General features: G+C 65.2%; 18 protein-coding genes. 10 read left to right on the forward strand and 8 right to left on the reverse strand.

The genetic code is table 11. The features are described from left to right. Window positions 1–347 precede the first annotated feature (347 nt). From C8N35_RS17100 to C8N35_RS17115, 4 genes are all read left to right on the forward strand, one after another. A complete protein-coding gene (locus tag C8N35_RS17100) occupies window positions 348–1,328 on the forward strand; it encodes an ABC transporter substrate-binding protein (protein ID WP_107990926.1) in 981 nt (326 codons plus the stop codon). A gap of 214 nt (window positions 1,329–1,542) precedes the next feature. Further along, entirely contained in the window at window positions 1,543–2,337 is a 795-nt protein-coding gene (locus C8N35_RS17105; RefSeq protein ID WP_107990927.1) for an ABC transporter ATP-binding protein, read from the forward strand. Further along, a complete protein-coding gene (locus C8N35_RS17110; protein WP_107990928.1) occupies window positions 2,337–3,164 on the forward strand; it encodes an ABC transporter permease in 828 nt (275 codons plus the stop codon). Before C8N35_RS17105 ends, C8N35_RS17110 begins: the two co-directional genes overlap by 1 nt. Continuing rightward, window positions 3,161–3,934: an ABC transporter permease gene (locus tag C8N35_RS17115; protein WP_107990929.1), complete on the forward strand. Its 774-nt coding sequence runs from the start codon at window positions 3,161–3,163 to the stop codon at window positions 3,932–3,934. Before C8N35_RS17110 ends, C8N35_RS17115 begins: the two co-directional genes overlap by 4 nt. A 255-nt stretch (window positions 3,935–4,189) precedes the next feature. Here the strand turns inward: C8N35_RS17115 and C8N35_RS17120 are convergent, their stop codons facing one another. The 7 genes from C8N35_RS17120 to glpD form a co-directional block, all read right to left on the reverse strand. Further along, window positions 4,190–5,905, reverse strand: a complete 1,716-nt coding sequence (locus C8N35_RS17120) for an ABC transporter substrate-binding protein (protein WP_107991026.1) — start codon at window positions 5,903–5,905, stop codon at window positions 4,190–4,192. 88 nt (window positions 5,906–5,993) lie between these two features. Next, entirely contained in the window at window positions 5,994–6,266 is a 273-nt protein-coding gene (locus C8N35_RS17125) for a DUF2160 domain-containing protein (protein ID WP_107990930.1), read from the reverse strand. 25 nt (window positions 6,267–6,291) lie between these two features. Next, window positions 6,292–7,068 (reverse strand): carbohydrate ABC transporter permease, encoded by a 777-nt coding sequence (locus C8N35_RS17130; protein ID WP_211200042.1) that lies wholly within the window; start codon window positions 7,066–7,068, stop codon window positions 6,292–6,294. An 86-nt stretch (window positions 7,069–7,154) separates the two neighbouring features. Further along, entirely contained in the window at window positions 7,155–8,030 is an 876-nt protein-coding gene (locus C8N35_RS17135) for a carbohydrate ABC transporter permease (RefSeq protein ID WP_107990932.1), read from the reverse strand. After that, on the reverse strand, window positions 8,030–9,106 hold the full coding sequence (locus C8N35_RS17140) for an ABC transporter ATP-binding protein (RefSeq protein ID WP_107990933.1): 1,077 nt from the start codon (window positions 9,104–9,106) through the stop codon (window positions 8,030–8,032). Before C8N35_RS17140 ends, C8N35_RS17135 begins: the two co-directional genes overlap by 1 nt. A gap of 15 nt (window positions 9,107–9,121) precedes the next feature. After that, the gene (locus tag C8N35_RS17145; protein ID WP_107990934.1) at window positions 9,122–10,210 is read right to left on the reverse strand and encodes an ABC transporter ATP-binding protein; all 1,089 of its coding nucleotides are present in this window, start codon (window positions 10,208–10,210) and stop codon (window positions 9,122–9,124) included. Between the two features lie 78 nt (window positions 10,211–10,288). Further along, window positions 10,289–11,854, reverse strand: a complete 1,566-nt coding sequence (glpD, locus tag C8N35_RS17150; protein ID WP_107991027.1) for a glycerol-3-phosphate dehydrogenase — start codon at window positions 11,852–11,854, stop codon at window positions 10,289–10,291. Window positions 11,855–12,525: 671 nt separating this feature from the next. On the opposite strand from glpD, the gene C8N35_RS17160 reads away from it, so the two are divergent. Further along, entirely contained in the window at window positions 12,526–13,293 is a 768-nt protein-coding gene (locus C8N35_RS17160; RefSeq protein ID WP_107990936.1) for a DeoR/GlpR family DNA-binding transcription regulator, read from the forward strand. A 51-nt stretch (window positions 13,294–13,344) separates the two neighbouring features. Here C8N35_RS17160 and yegS read toward each other — a convergent pair whose 3' ends face one another. Next, window positions 13,345–14,250: a lipid kinase YegS gene (gene yegS / locus C8N35_RS17165; RefSeq protein ID WP_107990937.1), complete on the reverse strand. Its 906-nt coding sequence runs from the start codon at window positions 14,248–14,250 to the stop codon at window positions 13,345–13,347. A 211-nt stretch (window positions 14,251–14,461) separates the two neighbouring features. On the opposite strand from yegS, the gene C8N35_RS17170 reads away from it, so the two are divergent. From C8N35_RS17170 to C8N35_RS17190, 5 genes are all read left to right on the forward strand, one after another. Beyond that, entirely contained in the window at window positions 14,462–15,511 is a 1,050-nt protein-coding gene (locus tag C8N35_RS17170; RefSeq protein WP_107990938.1) for a phosphotransferase family protein, read from the forward strand. Then, window positions 15,511–16,278: an SDR family NAD(P)-dependent oxidoreductase gene (locus tag C8N35_RS17175; protein WP_107990939.1), complete on the forward strand. Its 768-nt coding sequence runs from the start codon at window positions 15,511–15,513 to the stop codon at window positions 16,276–16,278. Before C8N35_RS17170 ends, C8N35_RS17175 begins: the two co-directional genes overlap by 1 nt. A gap of 297 nt (window positions 16,279–16,575) precedes the next feature. Then, a complete protein-coding gene (gene otsB / locus C8N35_RS17180; RefSeq protein WP_107990940.1) occupies window positions 16,576–17,316 on the forward strand; it encodes a trehalose-phosphatase in 741 nt (246 codons plus the stop codon). Window positions 17,317–17,429: 113 nt separating this feature from the next. Continuing rightward, window positions 17,430–19,214, forward strand: a complete 1,785-nt coding sequence (locus tag C8N35_RS17185) for a glycoside hydrolase family 15 protein (protein ID WP_210203575.1) — start codon at window positions 17,430–17,432, stop codon at window positions 19,212–19,214. Window positions 19,215–19,372: 158 nt separating this feature from the next. Then, a complete protein-coding gene (locus C8N35_RS17190) occupies window positions 19,373–20,764 on the forward strand; it encodes an alpha,alpha-trehalose-phosphate synthase (UDP-forming) (protein ID WP_107990941.1) in 1,392 nt (463 codons plus the stop codon). Window positions 20,765–20,838: the final 74 nt, after the last annotated feature.

Genomic DNA, 20,838 nt, shown 5'->3' on the forward strand with positions numbered 1-20,838 from the left:
GGTCTGTCTGTACAACTTGCGGTCGTCATTTCGCGCCGGCGGGGGACCGCGTTCTGCCCATACGGCATCGTGGGGCTTCATTTTCCCGCGAAAAGATCGTTTTTCGGCAAAGCCCGCCGTTTGGCGGGGGTGCAAGTGCGTGTGAGCTAAGGCACCATGTCGACGCGGGATCCGGATTGATCGGACGATCCGACGGACGGCATTTTCTCGCCAGCCGCAGGGACGAGGGATCTCTCCGGCATTGCCGGGGCCCCGTGATCTTTCCGTAAGGGCACGGTCGGGAGAGCCTTGATGGAGGGCGCGCGAAGCGGTCTGGTTTGGTTGGTTTATTTTGGAGGAATATTGATATGCAGAGATTGATCACCGCCTGTCTCGGGGCGCTGGCGGTTCTCATGGCCGCGACATTCGCCCAGGCGGCACCGGAGAAGCAGAAAATCGTCGTCGGACTGCCGGTGACGTCGGCGACCTTCCTGCCGCTCTTCCTCGCCGACGAGAGGGGCTACTTCAAGAACGAGGGCGTCGACGTCGATATCGTCACCTTTCGCGGCGGCACCAACATGGTGCGCGGGATGATCGCCGGAAACGTCGACATCGGTGTCACCGCGCTTGCCGGCGTCAGCGTCGGCATCAAGGCGGGACAGCCGATCAAGGCCTTCTATGGCGGGTTCAACATGGCGCTGTTCGAGTGGTACGCCGTCAAGGGCATCACCTCGATCGAGGAGACGAAGGGCAAGCGCTTCGGCGTCACCAGCCTTGGTTCGTCGACCGACTTTCTCACCCGCTACGCGCTGAAGCTCAATGGCATCGATCCGGAAAAGGACGTTCAGATCATCGCGGCGGGTGGCTCGGGCGACAGGCTGCCGGCGATGGAGACCAGCCAGCTGGAGGTCAACATCCTCGCCCCGCCATACACCTTCAAGGCGGCGGATCTCGGCTACAACCGCATCGTTTCCCAGAAGGATCTGGCACCCGATTTCCCCTTCCACGTGTTCTTCGCGACGGATGACTTCCGTGAAAAGAATCCGGAAACGATCCGCGCCTTCCTGCGCGGCCTCGTCAGGGGTATCCGTGACGCCAAGGCCGACCGGGCGGGATCGATCCAGGTGCTTGCCGAGCGCACGGGCCTCAACGACAACTATGCCGGGCGGGCCTACGATGCCTTCATCGACAGCATCTACGAGGACGGCCGGATGCCGTCGGAGGCCGGCATGAAGGCGTTTTGGGAAATGGGGATCCTCGGCGGGGCCTACGATGAGGCGTGGCCGGAGGCGAAGTATCTCGACCGCACCTTCATCGACAGCTATGCGCAGTGGAAGCCGGGCACCTGAAGTGCTGTGTCTGACCAGGGTGCCTGACTATTGCGTCTGACCCAGGCACCCTGTTCCAGATCGATGGCCGCGCGGACCTGAGCTTGGGTATCCAAACGTTCTGCGGGGGGCGGCGTACGCGCCGGTCCGCGTTCTTCCGGTTTCTCCTGCCTGAAGGCCTCGTCAGAAGGGCCGGGCAGGGACGCCGGCATCCGCGCGACAGGGGGGGAGCGGCATGAGCCACATTCAGTTTCGCGATCTCTCGGTCTCCTATCGGCGGCCGAAGAGCGACGAGCGCTTTCTCGCCATCGATCGCATCAGCCTCGATATCGAACGCGGGTCCTTCGTTGCCGTTGTCGGGTCTTCGGGCTGCGGCAAGAGCACGCTGCTGCTCGCCGCGGCGGGACTTGTTTCGCTCGCCTCCGGCCGCGTGGTCATCGATGCGGCGCCGGTCACCGGGCCCGGGGGGCACGCGGCCATGGTCTTTCAGGATGCCTCGTTGCTGCCGTGGCGCTCGGTTCTCGGCAACGTCCGCTTCGGGCTGGAAATGCGGCGCTGGAAGCGCGACGACCTGACCGAGCGCGCCTTGCGCCATATCCGCATGGTGGGGCTTGGCGACTTTGCCGATTATCACCCGCACCAGCTTTCGGGCGGCATGCGCCAGCGCGTCAACATCGCCCGCGCGCTGGCGGTCGACCCGGAGGTGCTGCTGATGGACGAGCCCTTCGGCGCGCTGGACGCGCAGACGCGCGAGGTGATGGGAAACGAACTGCTGCGCATCTGGGAGCGCGATCGCAAGACCGCGCTTTTCGTCACGCACGATATCGAAGAGGCCGTCTTCCTCGCCGACAAGGTGGTGGTGATGGGCCGCGATCCGGGCCGCATCAAGGACGTGGTGCAGGTCGACCTGCCGCGCCCGAGATCCCCCGACATGCTGGACAGCGAGACCTTCGTCACCATCCGCCGGCGCCTGCGCGAAAGCCTGGCCGAGGACATGGCCTCCTTGCGGCTGGTCACCGAGGGGGTGTGATGAGCCTGTCGCTTGGCAAGTCGGCTGACGGCACGCGGCGGGCCCCCGGCGTGCGCCTCCTTCGGCGCTGGCCGCTGCGGCGCTCGACGACCATTTCCCTCCTCTCCGTCCTGATCTTCCTCGCGTTGTGGCAGACGGTTCCCGCGCTGGGCCTGATGAATGCCCGCTACACCTCGCAACCCTCCGCCGTCGCGATCGCTTTCGCGCAGATGCTGGGCGAGGCTTCCTTCTATGGCCACGCCTGGGTGTCGTTGCAGGAATTCGTTCTCGGCTTCGTGCTGGCGCTGGCCGTCGCGGTGCCCTTCGGCGCGCTTCTTGGCACGTCGCGCCAGGTGCGGCTGATCCTCGATCCGCCCTTGATGGCGCTCTATATCGCACCGCCGCTGGTGCTGCTGCCGATCCTCACCATCTGGCTCGGCATCGACATGGCATCGAAGGTCGCCGTGGTGTTTCTGGGCGCGTTCTTTCCGATCATCGTCAACACCGGGGCCGGCATGCGGGAGGCGGATCCGCGGCTGGTGCGCGCCGCGCAGAGTTTCGGGGCGGGGCGGCTGGCGATCTTCACCCATGTGCTGGTGCCCGGCGCCCTGCCTTCCATCGCGATGGGCGTGCGGCTCGCCGTCGGTCGCGGCGTTCTGAGCGTCGTGGTCGGCGAACTGTTCGTTTCGCGCGCCGGCATCGGTCATCTGTTGCAGATCTACGGCTCGGCGCTGCGCATGGATCGGCTGCTCGTCTGCGCGCTCGTCGTCTCCGCCTTCGGTTATGCGCTCACCCAACTGGTGCGGCGGCTTGAAGACGGGCTGCGAAGCTGGAGGGCGGAGCCGTGATCGCGTTCTATCGCCGTTTCGAGGCCGTTCTCGTCGGCACCGCCTCGCTCATCGCGATTGCAGTTGCCTGGCAACTGGCGGTGGATAACGGGTTCATCGATCCCTTCTTCATTTCCACGCCGCTGGCGGTGGCACGCGAGGCGATGACGCAGGCCGCCGACGGTACGCTTTTCGTCAACATATCCGCGACGCTGCACGCCTTTTCGCTGGCGCTGGCGCTTGCGGCGGCGGTTGGCATCGGCCTCGGCGTGCTGGCCGGCTGGTTTCGCGACGTGGAGGCCGCGCTCGATCCCTTCATCTGGTTCAAGTATTCCGCGCCGACCATCGCCTTCTACCCGATCTTCATCGCCTATCTCGGCTACGGCCTGCCAACCGTGGTGACCGTCGGCTTCCTCTTCGCGCTGACGCCGATCTACGCCAACACGCTCGCCGGCATCCGCAATGTCGACCGCGATCTGGCGCGCACCGCGCGCGCTTTCGGGGCGCGGCCGCTGGACGTGTTCGTGCGCGTGGCCTTGCCTGGATCCGTGCCGCTTCTCGTCGCGGGGTTCCGGCTTGGTGTCGGGCGGGCGCTTACCGGGGTCGTCGTGGCGGAACTGTTCGGCTCCACCGCCGGGCTCGGCTACTCGATCACCCAGCACGCGCAACTCATGCAGACCGCGCCGATGATGGTCTCCATCGTCGCCATCGTGCTGATCGGCGTGGCGCTGACCCAGGCGCTCGGCTTCGTGGAAAGGAAGACCGACGCGTGGCGGGTTGATGCGGAGTGAGGGAAGCCTGAGGCTTGTCGTCTGGCACCCCTCTCCCCCCTTGCGGGGGAGATGTCACGCCTTCGCGTGACAGAGGGGGGTAATGCCGCTTGCTCCGAACTTGCCGCCTTACCCCCCTCTGTCGACCTGCGGCCGACATCTCCCCCACAAGGGGGGAGAGGGGCGCAAGCTGCCAACTCCCGGCAATGCTCTTCGATAAAGGAAAACGCCGGGGCCCTTGGGGACCCCGGCGCTTTTCTCGTTCTCCGTTCCGGCCTACTGCCAGGACGTGATCAACTCGTCATAGGAGACGGTCTTCGGCTCCTCGTCCTCGTTGTCGAGCTTGGCCTTCGGCGCGCCCGGCGCCTTCAGCCACTCGGCCGGGTCCTTCGGCTCGTTCATGTGCGGGCCGAGATCGCCCTGCACGCCGGCGCGCTCAAGCCGCTCCATCACCTTTTCCTGGGCGGCGCAGAGCGCGTCCAGTGCCTCTTTCGGGGTTTTCGCGCCCGACATGGCGTCGCCGATATTCTGCCACCACAGCTGCGCGAGCTTGGGGTAGTCGGGAACGTTGGTGCCGGTCGGAGACCACTGCACGCGGGCCGGCGAGCGGTAGAACTCGACCAGGCCGCCGAGCTTCGGCGCGCGTTCGGTGAAGGACTTGTCCTGGATGGTGCTCTCGCGGATGAAGGTCAGCCCCACATGCGACTTCTTCACGTCCACCGTCTTGGAGGTGACGAACTGGGCATAGAGCCATGCCGCCTTGGCGCGATCGACCGGGGTCGACTTCATCAGCGTCCAGGAACCGGCGTCCTGATAGCCGATCTTGGTGCCTTCCGACCAGTAGACGCCGTGCGGGGAGGGGGCCATGCGCCACTTCGGCGTGCCGTCATCGTTCATCACCGGCAGGCCCGGCTTCACCATGTCGGCGGTGAACGCGGTGTACCAGAACATCTGCTGGGCGACCTCGCCCTGCGCCGGTACGGGGCCGGCCTCGGAGAAGGTCATGCCGCTTGCTGCCGGCGGGGAGTATTTCTGCAGCCATTCGATGGCCTTGGTCACCGCGTAGACGGCAGCCGGCGAATTGGTCGCCCCGCCGCGCGCCATGCACGAGCCCACGGGCTGCGACTTGTCGTTGACGCGGATGCCCCATTCATCGACGGGCAGGCCGTTCGGCTCGCCCTTGTCGCCCATGCCGGCCATCGACATCCATGCGTCGGTGTAGCGCCAGCCGAGCGAGGGATCCTTCTTGCCGTAGTCCATGTTGCCATAGACCTTGGTCGGCCCGCCGGCATAGGACATGTCGCGGCCGGTGAAGAACTCGGCGATGTCCTGATAGGCAGACCAGTTGACCGGCACGCCCAGGTCGTAGCCGTACTTTTCCTTGAAGTCTGCCCTGGTCTTTTCGTCGTTGAACCAATCGTAGCGGAACCAGTAGAGGTTCGCGAACTGCTGGTCGGGCAGCTGGTAGACCTTGCCGTCCGGCCCGGTGGTGAACTTGATGCCGATGAAATCGTCGAGATCCAGGTTCGGGTTGGTGACGTCCGCGCCCTCGTCGGCCATCCAGTCGGTCAGGTTGCGCGCCTGCTGGTAGCGCCAGTGGGTGCCGATCAGGTCTGAGTCGTTGATGTAGGCATCGTAGATGTTCTGGCCCGACTGCATCTGCGTCTGCAGCTTCTCCACGACATCGCCCTCGCCGATCAGGTCATGCGTGATCTTGATGCCGGTGATGGCGGTGAACGCCGGCGCCAGCACCTTGGATTCGTATTCATGGGTGGTGATCGTTTCCGACACGACCTTGATGTCCATGCCGGCAAAGGGCTTGGCGGCGTCGATGAACCACTGCATCTCCGCTTCCTGGTCGGCGCGCGAGAGCGACGACAGATCGCCGATCTCGGTGTCGAGGAACTGTTTCGCTTCCTCCATGCCGGCCCAGGCGGGGCTCGTCATCAGGCCCGCCAGAAGCGCGAGCGCCGTCGTTCGTCTCAAACTCATTTTCATCGGATCCTCCCAGATCAAGAAGCGTCTCGTATATGCGCGCCCCGGCCTCGCTCCCCTGCCGGATTGCGGTCTTCAGGTCCGGCTAGACCCAGCGGAAAACGGCCACCGCATAGGCCAGACAGACGATCAGCGCGCCCCACTGGGGCATGCCGGAAAGCGCGAGCCACGCGAGATTGATGAAGGCCGCGCCCAGAAGCGTGATGAAAAGGCGGTCGCCGCGCGTCGTCTCGATCCGCAAGACCCCGACGCGCGGGGTTTCGGGAAAGCGGATCGCCAGCGCGGAGAAGACGATCAGCAGGCTGGCGATGACGACGAAGAAGATCGCTGTCGGCGTGGTCCAGGCCATCCAGTCCATGTGTCTTGTCCTCCTTGACGACCTGTTAGACGCGCCCCAGCGCGAAGCCTTTGGCGATGTAGTTGCGCACGAAATAGATCACGAGCGCCCCCGGCACGATGGTCAGCACGCCGGCGGCCGCGAGCACGCCCCAGTCCATGCCGGACGCGGAGACCGTGCGCGTCATGGTGGCCGCGATCGGCTTGGCGTTGACGGATGTCAACGTGCGCGAGAGCAGCAACTCCACCCACGAGAACATGAAGCAGAAGAAGGCGGCGACGCCGATGCCGGAGGCGATCAGCGGCATGAAGATGCGCACGAAGAAGCGCGGGAACGAATAGCCGTCGATATAGGCGGTCTCGTCGATCTCCTTCGGCACGCCGCGCATGAAGCCCTCCAGAATCCACACCGCCAGCGGCACGTTGAACAGGCAATGGGCGAGCGCCACCGCGATGTGCGTGTCGAAGAGCCCGATGGAGGAATAGAGCTGAAAGAAGGGCAGGGCGAAGACGGCGGGCGGCGCCATGCGGTTTGTCAGCAGCCAGAAGAACAGGTGCTTGTCGCCCATGAAGGTATAGCGCGAGAAGGCATAGGCCGCCGGCAGCGCCACGGTGACCGAGATCACCATGTTCATCACCACGTAGATCATCGAGTTGACGTAGCCCATGTACCAGGAGGGATCGGTCAGGATGGTCATGTAGTTCTCGAACGTCACCTCGCGCGGCCACAGCGAGAAGGTCGACAGGATCTCCTGATTGGTCTTCAGGCTCATGTTGAAGAGCCAGTAGATCGGCGTGAGCAGGAACACGAGATAGAGCGTCATCACGATCGCCGAACCGCTGACGCGGGGAAGCGCGAAGCCGCGCGCGGGCGTGGTGCGGGCGGGCGCGGGGGGCATAGTTGTGTCGCTCATCGGTGGCCCTCCCGCCGGTCGAGATTGGTCATGACGGTGTAGAACACCCAGGAGATCAGCAGGATCACCAGGAAATACATGATCGAGAAGGCGGCCGCCGGGCCCAGATCGAACTGGCCGAGCGCCATTTTCACCAGATCGATGGAGAGGAACGTCGTGGCGTTGCCCGGCCCGCCGCCGGTCACCACGAAGGGCTCGGTGTAGATCATGAATGAGTCCATGAATCTCAGCAGGATCGCGATCATCAGCACGCCGCTCATCTTCGGCAGCTCGATGTAGCGGAAGACCGCCCAGCGGCTGGCCTGATCGATCTTGGCCGCCTGATAGTAGGCGTCGGGGATCGATTGCAGGCCGGCATAGGCGAGAAGGGCGACCAGCGACGTCCAGTGCCAGACATCCATGACGATGACCGTCGCCCAGGCGGAAAAGATATCCTGCGTATAATTGTAGTCGATGCCCAGCGCCTCCAGCGTGTAGCCGAGCAGGCCGATGTCGACCCGGCCGAAGATCTGCCAGATGGTGCCCACCACGTTCCACGGGATGAGCAGCGGAAGCGCCATCAGCACGAGGCAGGTGGAGGCCCAGACCCCGCGCTTGGGCATATTGAGCGCGACGAAGATGCCGAGCGGCACCTCGATCGCCAGGATGATCGCGGAGAAGACCAGTTGCCGCCAGAGCGCGTTCCACATGCGCTCTGAGCTCAGCATCTCGCGGAACCATTCCAGCCCCGCCCAGAAGAACTGGTTGTTGCCGAAGGTGTCCTGAACGGAATAGTTGACGACCGTCATCAGCGGGATGACGGCGGAAAAGGCCACAAGTGCCAGAACCGGCAGCACGAGGAACCAGGCCTTCTGGTTGGTCGTCTTCTCCATCACGCAGCCTCCCCTTCAACGCGCCAGTCATCGGCATAGACGTTGATGCGGCTCGCATCGAAGGCGACGCGGGTCATGTCCGCCCCGATCGCCTCGTCCTCGCGCGCGATGATGTTGATGTCGTTTCCGAAGAATTCCGCACGCACGATCTTGTGGCGCCCCACATCCTCCACCCGGGCGATGCGCACCGGCAGGCCCTCGGTTGCGGAAAGGCGCGCATATTCCGGCCTCACCCCGATTGTGACGTCGCCGGCGAGCGGCCCGTAATGGCGGCCAAGCGCAACGCTGGACCCGTTGATCAGGGCGCGGTCGCCCTCGATCTTCGCCGGCAGGATGTTCATGCCGGGCGAGCCGATGAAATAGCCGACGAAGGTGTGCGCGGGCGTCTCGAACAGCTCTTCCGGCGTGCCGATCTGCACGACGCGGCCGTCATACATCACCACCACCTTGTCGGCGAAGGTCAGCGCCTCGGTCTGGTCGTGGGTGACGTAGATCATGGTGTGGCCGAATTCGCGGTGAAGCGATTTCAGCTGCGTCCTCAGCTCCCACTTCATGTGCGGGTCGATGACGGTCAGCGGCTCGTCGAACAGAAGCGCGTTAACGTCCTCGCGCACCATCCCGCGCCCCAGCGAGATCTTCTGCTTGGCGTCCGCCGTCAGCCCGCGCGCCTTGCGGTCGAGTGCGGCCTCCATGCCGATGACGCTGGCGATCGCCTGCACGCGCTTTGCCACATAGGCCGCGTCCGCGCCGCGATTCTTCAGCGGAAAGGCCAGGTTTTCGCGCACCGTCATGGTGTCGTAGACGACGGGAAACTGGAAGACCTGCGCGATGTTGCGCGCCGTCGTCGGCTGGTCGGTCACGTCGCGCCCGTCGAACAGAACGCGGCCGGCGCTCGGGCGCAGGAGGCCCGAAATGATGTTGAGAAGGGTGGTCTTGCCGCAGCCGGACGAGCCCAGCAGCGCATAGGCCTCGCCGTCCCCCCATTCGTGGTTCATTTCCTTCAGCGCGTAATCGTCCTCGCCTTTCGGGCGGGCGAGGTAGGAATGCGCCAGATGATCGAGCGTGATCCGTGCCATGTCCCGTTCTCCCCCTCAGGCGGCCATCGCGTAGGCGGCCGGCACGACGAGCGGGCCATCTTCCGCGAACACGTAGATATGGGCGGGATCGAGAAAGACCTCGATCGGCTGTCCGAGCGTCAGATCGTGCACGCCGTGGACGACGCCCACCCATTTCTCGCCGTGGTGATCGAGATGGAGGAAGGTCTCCGATCCGGTGATCTCGGTGACATCGATTTTCGGCGTGAAGATCATCGCGTCGGGCGTGTGGCGATGCACTTCCAGGTGGTTGGGCCGAAAGCCCGCCATGTAGCGGCCGTCGGAAAGTTCACCGAGCCTGCCGGTCGCGGCGAGGGACTGGCCGCGGCCGAAGAGCAGACGGTTGCCTGTCTTGGAGATCTTGAGGAAATTCATCGGCGGATCGGAGAAGGCGCGCGCGGTCGTGGCGTCCACCGGACGGCGATAGACCTCCGGCGTCGGGCCGAACTGGGTGATGCGGCCTTCCCACAGCGTCGCGGTGTTGCCGCCCAGCAGCAGCGCCTCTTCCGGCTCGGTGGTGGCATAGACGAAGATCGCGCCCGAGGCCTCGAAGATCTTCGGGATCTCGACGCGCAACTCCTCGCGCAGCTTGTAGTCGAGATTGGCGAGCGGCTCGTCGAGCAGCACGAGTTCGGCGCCCTTGACCAGCGCGCGTGCGAGCGCGCAGCGTTGTTGCTGGCCGCCGGACAATTCCAGCGGCTTGCGCTGAAGCATCGGTGTCAGCTTCATCATCTCGGCGCTGGCGCGCACCCGGCGGTCGATCTCGTCCGGCTTGCAGCGCGCCAGCCGCAGCGGGCTTGCGATGTTGTCGTAGACCGACATGGAGGGGTAGTTGATGAACTGCTGGTAGACCATGGCGACGCCACGGTCCTGAACGCGCATGCCGGTGACGTCCTTGCCCTGCCACAGCACCCGGCCGCTCGTGGGCCGGTCAAGGCCCGCCATCAGCCGCATCAGCGACGTCTTGCCCGACAGCGTCGGTCCCAAGAGCACGTTCATCGTGCCGTTGCGCAACTCGATGCTGGTCGGATGGATGTGCGTCACCGCACCCGCCGTCCTGGTGACGGCTTCCAGAGCCAGTGTCATTGATCCTCCCCCAGTCCGTTGCGGTTTCTCTTGCGGACGTTTCCGGAACCTCCTCCCGGAAACGTCCTTTCCGCAGGACTATTCAGCGGCCTTTGGCATGCCGCCCGCGCGGCGCCGCCGCATCCAACCTTCCAGTTTGTTGATTTCCGCCGCGCTCATGCGCAGGCCGAGCTTGCCGCGCCGCCAGACGATATCCTCGGCGGTGCGGGCGAATTCGTGGTCCATCAGCCATGCCGCCTCGCATGCCGTCATCGTGGCGCCGAAGGACTGCCCCAGGTCGTCGTAACTCCTTGCCGCGCCAAGCATGTCGAAAGCATCCGTGCCGTATGCTCGCACAAGCCGCGCGACATGAAAACCGTCGAGAAACGGGTACTCACCGGCAAGTCTCTGCTGCAACGCCTTGACGCCGTCCACCGGGAAATCGCCGCCCGGCAGCGCGACGCCGGCCGTCCAGTCGGGGCCAAGACCCGCAAACCAGGGCGCGAGCTTCGCAAGCGCGCTTTCGGCGAGCCGGCGATAGGTGGTGATCTTGCCGCCAAAGACGTTGAGGATCGGCGCGCCGCCGTTCGCTTCCACCTTCAGCGTGTAGTCGCGGGTGGCTGCTGTAGCCGAGCTGGCGCCGTCATCATAGAGCGGACGAACGCCGGAATAGGTCCACACGATGTCGTCGCGGGTGATCGGTTTCGCGAAATAGGCGGAGGCGAAATCGCACAGATAGTCCTGCTCCTCGACCGTGCATTCCGGCTTCACGGAAGGGTCGGGATGGTCCGCGTCGGTGGTGCCGATAAGGGTGAAATCCGTCTCGTAGGGAATGGCGAAGATGATCCGCCCGTCCGTCCCTTGCAGGAAGTAGCACTTGTCGTGGTCGTAAAGCTTGCGGGTGACGATGTGGCTGCCGCGCACGAGCCGCACATCCTCGCGCGTGTTCAGATGAACCGTGCCGCGCAGGATTTCCCCGACCCACGGGCCGGCGGCATTGATCAGGCAGCGCGCCCGGATCACCTTCAGCTCACCGGTTTCGGTATCTTCGAGCGCGATCCGCCATTCGTCGCCGTCCCGCTCCGTGGCCATGACCCTGGTGCGCACCATGATTTCGGCGCCGCGCTCGGCGGCATCGCGGGCATTCAGCGACACCAGGCGGGAATCCTCCACCCAGCAGTCGGAATATTCGAAGGCCTTGACGAAGCGCTCCTGCAGCGGCGCGCCTTCCGGCGCCGTCGTCAGATCGAGCGTGGAGGTCGCCGGCAGGATCTTTCGTCCGCCCAGGTGGTCGTAGAGCCACAATCCGAAGCGGATCATCCAGGCCGGCCGGCGCCCCTTCAGCCATGGCATCACCGCGTGCAGCAGCCGGGCGGCCGGGGTGTCCGTATCGAAGCGCATGTCCGAGCCGTAGGGCAGCACGAAGCGCATCGGCCAGCTGATATGCGGCATGGCGGAGAGCAGCCGCTCGCGCTCGATCAGCGCTTCGCGCACCAGGCGCAGTTCGAAATATTCGAGATAGCGCAGCCCGCCGTGAAAGAGCTTGGTTGAGGCCGACGAGGTTGCCCAGGCAAGGTCATTCATCTCGGCGAGAGCGACGGAAAGCCCACGGCCGGCGGCGTCGCGCGCGATGCCGCAGCCATTGATGCCACCACCAATGATCATGAGATCGTAAAGAGGGCCGGTTTCGGCACCTTGCGACACGGCGAGCGTTTCCCTGAACTTCGCATGTTGAGGTTCGTTATTGGGGATGACGTTACGAAAAACCAACAGAAATGAAAAGAGATCATTTTCGAAAATGTTGGTTTGAGAGCGGCACTCACTCGGATGTCATCCCGGCCGCAGCGAAGCGGAGAGCCGGGACCCAGTAACCGGGGTGGGTGGTCGGTGGTGGAATAACGGACCTCGTTGGGGGGAGTGATATAAGAAGCGCAGCCTTTTGCGGTTACTGGGTCCCCGCTTTCGCGGGGATGACATCGGAGGATGCGGTCGGTTCATCACTTCTGTCGTCATCGTCCGGCAAATGCACGTCGTCCGCCCAAATACCGTCCCCCGCCCCAGCCTTAACCCCAGCCTCAACCCTCGGGCCGTTCCCTCCTGCGTCATCCCGGACGCGATGCGGCACGTCAGTGACGCTTCGCAGATCCGGGATCTGCCCTCGATGCGCGCCTCTCGAGATCCCGGGTCTGCGAAGCAACGTTTCACGTTGCAGCGCGCCCGGGATGACGCTGGTGAGTTTGGGTGAGGAGGTACGCGCCCCGCTTTCGCGCATTTGCGAAAATTTGCGCTCATGCCGCGATCGGGCTAAGCAGGTCGTCCTGTGCGAGGAGGGCCGCATGTCGATCAGTTTCCGGCAGAACGAGATTCTGGAGATCGCCCGGCGCGAGGGACGCGTCACGGTGGAGGGGCTGGCGGAGCATTTCGCCGTCACCCAGCAGACGATCCGGCGCGATCTCGGAGAGCTTGCCGATACGGGCCGGCTCGATCGCGTCCATGGCGGGGCGATGCTGCCTTCGGGCACAACCAATATCGGCTATGAGGACCGGCGCGGCCTCTTCGAGCGCGAAAAGGCGCGGATCGCGGCGGTGTGTGCGCAGGAGATCCCCGAGGACGTTTCGCTCTTCCTCAATATCGGTACCAGCACGGAGGCCGTGGCGCGCCGTCTGGTGCATCATCGCAATCTGCTGGTCGTGACCAACAACATCAACGTCGCCAACATCCTGGCGGTCAATCCGGAGTGCCAGGTCATCGTCACCGGCGGCACGCTGAGGCGCTCGGATGGCGGGCTGGTCGGCGATCTCGCGACGCAGACGATCATGCAGTTCAAGTTCGATCTCGCCGTGGTCGGCTGCTCGGCGATCGATCTCGACGGCGACATGCTCGATTTCGACATTCAGGAGGTGAACGTCTCCAAATCGATCCTCCGGCAGGCTCGCAAGACCTATCTCGTCGCCGACCATTCCAAGTTTCAGCGAACGGCGCCCGGGCGCATCGCCTCGTTGTCGGAGGTGGACACGTTCTTCACCGATACGCCGATCGCGGACGTTCTGCGCGCGCGCTGCGCCGACTGGGGCACGCGGGTCGTGGTGGCGCAGGCCGAGTGAGACGGGGCAAGGCGACCGTCTTGAAGGATGGGCGATACCGCCCGTCGCCGCTCACGGCAGATGAAACCGGATCGCCTTCGGCTCCACGCTCAGCCGCAAGCTCCGCGCCTCCAGCATTTCGCCGTCGAGGCTGATGGGCACGGGTGCCTGCGTCTCGATCTCGAAGCTTGCGGCGCGGGTGCGCACCACGCTTTCTGGCTCCAGCCCCACGGCCATGGGCAGCGAGGCGATGAGCCCGGCGAGCACGTCGCCGTCGGGCGCCTCGATGATGGTCACGTCGAGCGCGCCGTCATCGAGTTCGGCAAGCGGGCAGAGTTCCACCCCGCCGCCCGCGCGCCGGCCGTTGCCGATGGCGAGAGCGGCGAAACTGCCCCGCCAGGCAAAGTCCGGGCCTGTCACCGTGCCCTCCCACGGTGTGACCTCGCCGATGCGGCCAAGCGCGGAGAGCAGATAGGCCGCGCCGCCGAGCCGCGCCTTCAGGTCGGGATCGGCCTCCGCCGTCACGCGCGGGCCGAAACCGGCGGTTGCCATGTTGACGAAGTGGCGCGGGTCGTCGTCGTCAATGCCGGCGACCGCCACGTCGATGGGCCGGGCGGGGACGTCGAGAGCCACTTCGAGTGCGCTAAGGGGATCGAGCGGAATTCCGGCATTGCGGGCGAAGTCATTGGCCGTGCCCAGCGGCAGGAGCGCGAAGGAGCATGCCGGTTCTCCCTCACCCGAAAGCGCACCGCGCACCACGGCGTTGAGCGTGCCGTCACCGCCGCCGGCGACGAGGATGCCGGCCTCGTCGTCCCGTGCCGCCTCGGCCGCGAAGCGCTCCGCATCGCCGGGTCCTTCGGTCACCTTCACGTCGATCCGGTGGCCGATGTCGCGTATCGCCGCGATCGCGTCGCGCACGCGTTCGTCGCCGGACGCCTTGCCGTTGAGGATGAGGGTGAGGCGTCTGGGGTCTGGCATGTCGGTTCCGATTTCCTTTTCGCGGGGACGGCCACCTTCAAACGCGCATTGCAGAAAGCCGGTTCCCAATCAGACACGGGTTGATCTAGTGTGACCTACGGTCAGCGCGCCGCAAGACGAATATCGATCGTCTCGCGCGGCCCGGTTCGTGGGCGCCTTGGGAGGGGCGGAAGCGGAGCGGGGGCCTTGAGGACGGATCTTGGGAGGATCAATGTCGGACATACTGGAAAGGGGAGCGGAAACGCTCGCCCTCGCGCGGCTCGAGCCGTGGTTGAAGGCCCATGTCGCGGGTTTCGAGGGGCCGCTTTCGGCTTCGAAGTTCGCGGGCGGGCAGTCGAACCCCACCTACCGCCTCGATGCCGCCGGCGGCCCCTATGTTCTGCGCCGCAAGCCGCCGGGAAAGCTGCTGAAATCCGCCCATGCGGTCGACCGCGAGTACCGCGTCATGCAGGCGCTGAAGGAGACGGACGTTCCCGTCGCGGATCCGCTAGCGCTGTGCGAGGACGAGAGCGTCATCGGCTCGATGTTCTATGTCATGGCCTTTCGCGAGGGGCGCGTCTTCTGGGATCCGGCCCTGCCCGATCTTTCCCCGCCAGAACGTGGTGCGGTCTATGACGAGATGAACCGTGTTCTGGCGGCGCTGCATTCGGTCGACCCGCAAACGGTGGGGCTCGGCGATTTCGGCAGGCCCGGCAGCTATTTCGCCCGCCAGGTCTCGCGCTGGTCGCGCCAGTACCGCGACAGCGAGACGGAATCGATCGCCGACATGGACGCGCTGATCGCCTGGGTGGAGGCGAATGTTCCCGCCGATGACGGCCGCGTCGCTCTCGTCCATGGCGATTATCGCATCGACAACCTGATCTTTGCGCCCGATGCCCCGCGCGTCATCGCGGTGGTGGACTGGGAACTGGCCACGCTCGGCCACCCGCATTCCGATCTCGCCTACCAGTGCATGCAGTGGCGTCTGCCGCACGAGGGCGGGCTTCGCGGTCTCGCCGGGCTCGATCGCGCGGCGCTCGGCATTCCGGTCGAGGAAGCCTATGTCGCGCGCTACTGCGAACGGCGCGGGCTTTCCGGCATCGATGACTGGACGTTCTGCCTCGCGTTTTCCTTCTTCCGCATCGCCGCCATCCTTCAGGGTGTCAAGAAGCGGGCGCTCGACGGCACCGGCTCCAATCCCGAACAGGGCCTGAAAATGGGATTGCTGGTTCCGCTCATCGCGCGCACCGCACTCCAGCTTATCGAGGACGACGCGCGCTGATGGAGGGGGAAACGAAAGTTGTGCTGCTGAGCGGCGCCGCCGGCGGCATCGGGCGGGCCGCCGCGCTGAAATTCGCCAGCACGGGCGCGGCGCTGGCCCTTACCGATATCCCGCAAGACGGGCTTCGGGAGACCGCCCGTCTTGCGGGCGAGGCGGGCGCGCAGGTGTGGGCGCACACCTGCGACATCAGTCTGGAAGACGATGTCACAGGTCTCATCGAGGGCGCGGTTACCCGCTTCGGCCGGCTCGACATCGCGGTCAACAATGCCGGCATCGCGCATGAACCCGCGCGGATCGCGGACCTGGATCTCGCAACCTTCCAGCGCATGCTGGCCGTCAACCTGACCGGCACCTTCCTCTGCCTGCGCGCGCAAACCGCCATCATGCGCGAGCAGGGGCATGGCTCCATCCTCAACGTCGCCTCGCTTGCGGGGCTCGTCGGCGCGCCGCTTCTGGGGGCCTATGCGGCGGCCAAGCACGGGGTGGTGGGGCTGACGAAGACGGCGGCCGCGGAGTGCGCTCGCTCGCGCGTAAGGGTCAACGCGCTCTGTCCGTCCTTCGCCGATACGGCTATGGTCGGCGCCATCGCGTCCGGCATGCGCGGCAGCGCGGACGAGGCGGTTTCCCGCCTGCTTGCCGGCATTCCGATGGGCCGGCTCGCAAGCCCGCAAGAGATCGCGGAAGCGATCGTCTGGATAACGGGTGACGCCAACAGCTTCATGACCGGGCAGGCCGTGGCCCTCGATGGCGGCGCCTCGGCCGTGTGAAAAGCGCGCGGAACTGTTTACCGCTTGCGGCGTTGACAAGATCTGTAGGGGCCGGCTCCCCGCCGGGACCCTGGCGCCGCCGATACCCCGCGCGCGGCCGATACCGGTTCCATTTGTGAGGCCAGACCCTAGATTGTCGTCGATGGATGCGGTATTGCGGACCAGTCCTCGCTCCGCCGTGAAAATCCGCAAGTCGGACGTCGCGATCTTTGTGCCCGTTTCCCGCGCCGCATGCGACAAACCTCGCGAATAGCAGCGGATGACGGGCGACACCAGACCGAGCCTCAGGCAGTCTCCATGACACCACCGCCCCCTCTTTCCTGCCGTCATGCGCTGTTTCTCGATTTCGACGGCACCCTTGTCGATATCGCCGAGACGCCGGAGGGCATTCGCGTGCCCGAGGGCCTGGGCGCGCTGCTCACGCGCGTGGCCGACCGGCTGGACGGAGCGCTCGCCGTCGTCTCCGGCCGGCCGTTGAGCGATATCGATGCGCTTCTGAAGCCCTTGCGGCTTCCCGCCGCCGGCCTGCACGGGCTGGAGCATCGCGCCACGATCGGCGCGGCGGTGGAGCGCGTGGCGCCGCCGCCCGAGCTCGACATCCTGCGCCGCCGTATCGATGCTGCGGGTCTCATCGGCGAGGGCGTGCGGCTGGAGGACAAGGGCCTCGCGATCGCCATCCACTACCGTCGCGCGCCCGAGCGCGGGCCCGCGCTCGCAGCGGCCCTGACCAAGGCCTGCGCCGATCTCTCCGGCCTGCACATGCTGCACGGCAAGATGGTGCTGGAGATCAAGTCACAGGGCCATGACAAGGGCGTGGCCGTCACCACCTTCCTGAACGAGCCGGTCTTCGCCGGTCGGGTCCCGGTCTTTGTCGGCGATGATGTCACCGACGAGGATGGTTTCCGCGCCGTGCTCTCCGCCGGCGGTTTCGCCGTCAAGGTGGGCGCCGGCGAAACCGCGGCCGCCCATCGGCTGGCGGATGTCGCGGCCGTCCACGCCTGGCTCGATGCCTTCGCCGCCGCGCGGGCCTGCGCCTGACGCGAAGCCGTCGGCGCTCCCAAACCGGCCTGAAGCTTGCAAGGCGGTGGTGCGGTTCCGGCCCGGGGAACCCCGACCGCCGCCCGACGAAACACAGCACGAGGTGATATTCCGTGAGTTCGCTCGACCTTGCCATGATCGGCAATTGCTCGCTTGCCGCCCTTGTCGACAAGAACGCGCGCATCGTGTGGTGCTGTTTGCCGCGTTTCGACGGGGACCCCGTCTTCCACTCGCTGCTGGGTGCCAGAAGCGGTGATCCCAATGACGGCGCCTTTTCCATCGAGTTGCATGGCCATGTGCGCTCCGAGCAGGAATACGTGCCCAACACCGCGATCGTGCGCACGCGCCTCTATGCCGCCGATGGCGCGGTGGTGGAGATCACCGATTTCGCCCCGCGCTTCTACAAGGCCAATCGCGGGTTCCGTCCCAATGCGATCGCGCGTCGGGTGCGTCCGCTGTCGGGCCGGCCCCGGGTGACCTTCCGTGTGCGTCCGGGCTTTGACTACGGCGAGAGCGCGCCGGAGATCACCGCCGGCTCCAACCACATCCGCTATGTCGGGCCGGATCAGGTGCTGCGCATGACGACCAACGCGCCGATCACCTATGTCCGGCACGAGACGACCTTCATCCTGGAACGCTCGCTGTCGTTCTATTTCGGGCCGGACGAGTCGCTGACCGATCACCCCGATACGCTGTGCCGGGCTTTCGAGGAGCAGACGGAAACCTACTGGAAGCACTGGACGCGCCGGCTCGGCGTGCCGCTGGAATGGCAGGAAGCGGTAATCCGCGCCGCCATCACCCTGAAACTGTGCACCAACGAGGAGACCGGCGCCATTGTCGCCGCCGTCACCACCTCGGTTCCCGAGGCCGCCAACACGGAGCGCAACTGGGACTACCGCTTCTGCTGGCTGCGCGATGCCTTCTTCGTCGTGCGCGCGCTCAACTCTCTGTCGGAAATGGAGACGATGGAGAACTACCTGCGCTATCTCAACAATATCGCGGCGGTGATGAACGGCGATCACCTGCAACCGGTCTTCGGCATCGGGCTGGAGAAGGATCTCGTGGAGCGTATCGTCGATCTGCCGGGCTATCGCGGCATGGGGCCGGTGCGCGTCGGCAACCAGGCCTACGAGCACTTCCAGCATGATGTCTACGGCAACGTGGTGGTGGGCGCGGCGCAGGCGTTTTTCGACGAGCGGCTGCTGCACACGTTCGGCGAGGAGGAATTCCGCTTTTTGGAAGCCGTCGGCGAGCGGGCCTATGCGCTGCACGCAAGCCCCGATGCGGGCATGTGGGAACTGAGAACGCGCGCGCGCGTCCACACCTCGTCGTCGTTGATGTGCTGGGCGGCCTGCGACCGGCTCGCCAAGATCGCCCACAAGCTTGAACTCGACGAACGCGCCGCCTACTGGCGGGGGCGCGCCGACGAGATCCACGCGACGATCTGCTCGCGGGCATGGAACCAGGAGCTCAATTCATTCGTTGAGAGTTTCGAGGGCAAGGACATGGATGCCGGGCTTCTGCTGATGGCGGAGGTCGGGTTCCTGCCTGCCTCGGACCCTCGCTTCGTCGCGACCGTCGATCGCATCGGCGAACGGCTGCGGCGCGGAAATCACCTGTTCCGCTACAATGTGGCCGATGATTTCGGCACGCCGGAGAACGCGTTCAATATCTGCACGTTCTGGTACATCGATGCTCTGGCGCGGATCGGGAGGAAGGACGAGGCACGCGAGATCTATGAAACAATGCTGGCGTGCCGCAATCATGTCGGGCTGCTATCCGAAGATATCGACACGGGGAGCGGCGAATTGTGGGGCAACTTCCCGCAGACATACTCGATGGTGGGAATAATCAACGGCGCGATGCGACTAAGCGCGGGCTGGGAATCGGCGATCTGATCGGTGATACTGCTTGCGTAGCGTTGCGCGAGGCAGCGCCCGAAAGCGAGGACGCAGTCGAAAATCTACCTGAACGGAAAGATCCCGAGCGCGCGTTTTCAACCGGAACCCGGCGACCGCGACTGTCGTCGGCCACTGGAGGATGGGAAAACAGTACGATGGCACGACTTGTCGTTGTTTCGAACCGGGTTGGTCCTCTCAAGGACTCCCGCAAGGCAGGTGGTCTTGCCGTCGGATTGGTCGATGCCCTGAAGAAGGACGGGGGCTTGTGGTTCGGCTGGAGCGGGCGGATTTCCGAGGAAGGCACCTTCGGGCCGCTGCAGACGGAAAGCACCCGCCGGGTGGAGACCGCCACGATCGATCTCAACCAGGCCGACTATGACGGCTACTATGCCGGCTATGCCAACAAGTCGCTCTGGCCCGTCCTGCACTATCGTCTGGACCTCGCCGTTTTCGAGCGCACCTACGAACTCGTCTATCGCCGCGTCAATGATCGCTTCGCCACGCGGCTGAAGTCGCTTCTGCGGCCCGATGACGTGGTCTGGGTGCATGACTATCATTTCATGCCGCTCGGCCGGGCGCTTCGCGCCATGGATGTCGAAAATCCGATCGGCTACTTCCTGCATGTGCCATTTCCCGGCCCCGATTTTCTCACCGCCCTTCCCAATTCCCACCAGCTCGTGCGCGATCTCTTCGCCTATGATGTGATCGGCTTCCAGACCCAGCGCGACGTGGAGAACTTCCGCGCTTTCGCCGAACTGGAGCTGGGCGGGTATGTGGGCGAGGATGGCTCGGTCACGGCCTTCGGGCGCACGATCCTCGCCAAGGCCTATCCGATCGGCATCGACACGGAAGGGTTCGCCCAGTACGCGCTGACGGCGGAGGCCAAGCGCAACCAGCAGCGGCTGATGGCGGCGCTGGGCGGGCACACGCAGATCATCGGCGTCGACCGGCTCGACTATTCCAAGGGTCTGCCGGAACGCCTGCACGCCTTCGAGCGGCTGCTCGAGAACTATCCCGAACATCGCGGCAACGTTTCGCTGATGCAGGTGGCGCCGCTGTCGCGCTCCGATCTCGATGCCTATGACAAGATCCGCCGCGAGCTGGAGTCCGTTTCCGGCCACATCAACGCGCGTTTCGCCGACATGGGCTGGACGCCGATCCACTGCATGTTCCGCTCCTTCACGCGCCGGGCGCTGGCGGGCATCTATCGCGGCAGCGCGATCGGCCTCGTCACGCCCTTGCGTGACGGCATGAACCTGGTCGCCAAGGAATACGTGGCGGCGCAGGATCCAGAGGATCCGGGCGTGCTGGTTCTCTCGCGTTTCGCGGGAGCCGCGCACGAAATGCCCGAAGCGCTGATCGTCAATCCCTACAATCGCGAGCATGTGGCGGAGATGATCCAGACGGCGCTGCGCATGAGCCTGGAAGAGCGCAAGGAACGCTGGAACGCGCTGTTCAAGACGCTCAGCGAGAACGATTCCCATCATTGGGCCCAATCGATCATCGCCGACCTGAGACAGACCCACCGGGCGACGCTGGCGGCGTGAGACACCCAAGGGTGCCTGAAGTCGTGCCTACCCCGATGGCCATCCCTCCGTCCTCATCCCCCGGCGCAGTCCGG

The sequence above is a fragment of the Breoghania corrubedonensis genome (assembly GCF_003053845.1).
GTDB lineage: Bacteria > Pseudomonadota > Alphaproteobacteria > Rhizobiales > Stappiaceae > Breoghania > Breoghania corrubedonensis.

Excerpts from the sequence above, each read along its gene's own strand:
- yegS (WP_107990937.1), bottom strand. The coding sequence starts at position 14,250 with ATGCCAGACCCCAGACGCCTCACCCTCATCCTCAACGGCAAGGCGTCC.
- C8N35_RS17175 (WP_107990939.1), top strand. The coding sequence starts at position 15,511 with ATGGAGGGGGAAACGAAAGTTGTGCTGCTGAGCGGCGCCGCCGGCGGC.
- C8N35_RS17110 (WP_107990928.1), top strand. The coding sequence starts at position 2,337 with ATGAGCCTGTCGCTTGGCAAGTCGGCTGACGGCACGCGGCGGGCCCCC.
- C8N35_RS17170 (WP_107990938.1), top strand. The coding sequence starts at position 14,462 with ATGTCGGACATACTGGAAAGGGGAGCGGAAACGCTCGCCCTCGCGCGG.
- C8N35_RS17135 (WP_107990932.1), bottom strand. The coding sequence starts at position 8,030 with ATGGAGAAGACGACCAACCAGAAGGCCTGGTTCCTCGTGCTGCCGGTT.
- C8N35_RS17145 (WP_107990934.1), bottom strand. The coding sequence starts at position 10,210 with ATGACACTGGCTCTGGAAGCCGTCACCAGGACGGCGGGTGCGGTGACG.
- C8N35_RS17105 (WP_107990927.1), top strand. The coding sequence starts at position 1,543 with ATGAGCCACATTCAGTTTCGCGATCTCTCGGTCTCCTATCGGCGGCCG.
- C8N35_RS17130 (WP_211200042.1), bottom strand. The coding sequence starts at position 7,068 with ATGACGCTCTATCTCGTGTTCCTGCTCACGCCGATCTACTGGCTCTTC.
- C8N35_RS17125 (WP_107990930.1), bottom strand. The coding sequence starts at position 6,266 with ATGGACTGGATGGCCTGGACCACGCCGACAGCGATCTTCTTCGTCGTC.
- C8N35_RS17140 (WP_107990933.1), bottom strand. The coding sequence starts at position 9,106 with ATGGCACGGATCACGCTCGATCATCTGGCGCATTCCTACCTCGCCCGC.
- C8N35_RS17190 (WP_107990941.1), top strand. The coding sequence starts at position 19,373 with ATGGCACGACTTGTCGTTGTTTCGAACCGGGTTGGTCCTCTCAAGGAC.
- glpD (WP_107991027.1), bottom strand. The coding sequence starts at position 11,854 with ATGATCATTGGTGGTGGCATCAATGGCTGCGGCATCGCGCGCGACGCC.
- C8N35_RS17100 (WP_107990926.1), top strand. The coding sequence starts at position 348 with ATGCAGAGATTGATCACCGCCTGTCTCGGGGCGCTGGCGGTTCTCATG.
- otsB (WP_107990940.1), top strand. The coding sequence starts at position 16,576 with ATGACACCACCGCCCCCTCTTTCCTGCCGTCATGCGCTGTTTCTCGAT.
- C8N35_RS17160 (WP_107990936.1), top strand. The coding sequence starts at position 12,526 with ATGTCGATCAGTTTCCGGCAGAACGAGATTCTGGAGATCGCCCGGCGC.
- C8N35_RS17120 (WP_107991026.1), bottom strand. The coding sequence starts at position 5,905 with ATGAGTTTGAGACGAACGACGGCGCTCGCGCTTCTGGCGGGCCTGATG.